This is a genomic window from Pseudomonas sp. SB113 (genome assembly GCF_040754745.1).
Taxonomy (GTDB): domain Bacteria; phylum Pseudomonadota; class Gammaproteobacteria; order Pseudomonadales; family Pseudomonadaceae; genus Aquipseudomonas; species Aquipseudomonas grimontii.
On the sequence record NZ_JBFMHW010000158.1, the window covers coordinates 1 to 460 of the forward strand.

General features: G+C 60.2%; 1 protein-coding gene. It reads right to left on the reverse strand.

The genetic code is table 11. The features are described from left to right. A partial coding sequence (locus AB1462_RS31945; protein ID WP_367249093.1) for a methylenetetrahydrofolate reductase occupies nt 1–460 on the reverse strand: 460 nt, incomplete at both ends.

Genomic DNA, 460 nt, shown 5'->3' on the forward strand with positions numbered 1-460 from the left:
TTCTGGTCCTGCGCGCCTTCCAGCCGCTTGATGACCGAATCCGGGATGTGAATGCCCGGCACATTCGAACGTATCCATTTCGCCGTCTTGGCAGTGGCGAGGTGGCCGACGCCGCACAGACTATAGCAATCCTCGATCAGTCCATGATCGCGAACGCGCTCCATATAGGTGCGGAACATGGGCACATCGAAGCAATACTGGCTCTGCACGAATTGCGCGCCAGCGGCGATTTTCTTGGCCAGCCGATGCGGGCGGAAATCGTAGGGCGGCGCAAACGGGTTGATGGCTGCGCCAAGGAAGACTTCCGGCGGTGTCGTCAGCTTGCGGCCGGACAGGAATTTTCCGTTGTCGCGCATGATGCGGATGGTTTCGAGAAGCGACATGCAGTCCAGATCGAAAACCGGCTTCGCGCCCGGCTGGTCGCCTGCCTGCACACCGTCGCCGGTGAGGCACAAAATGT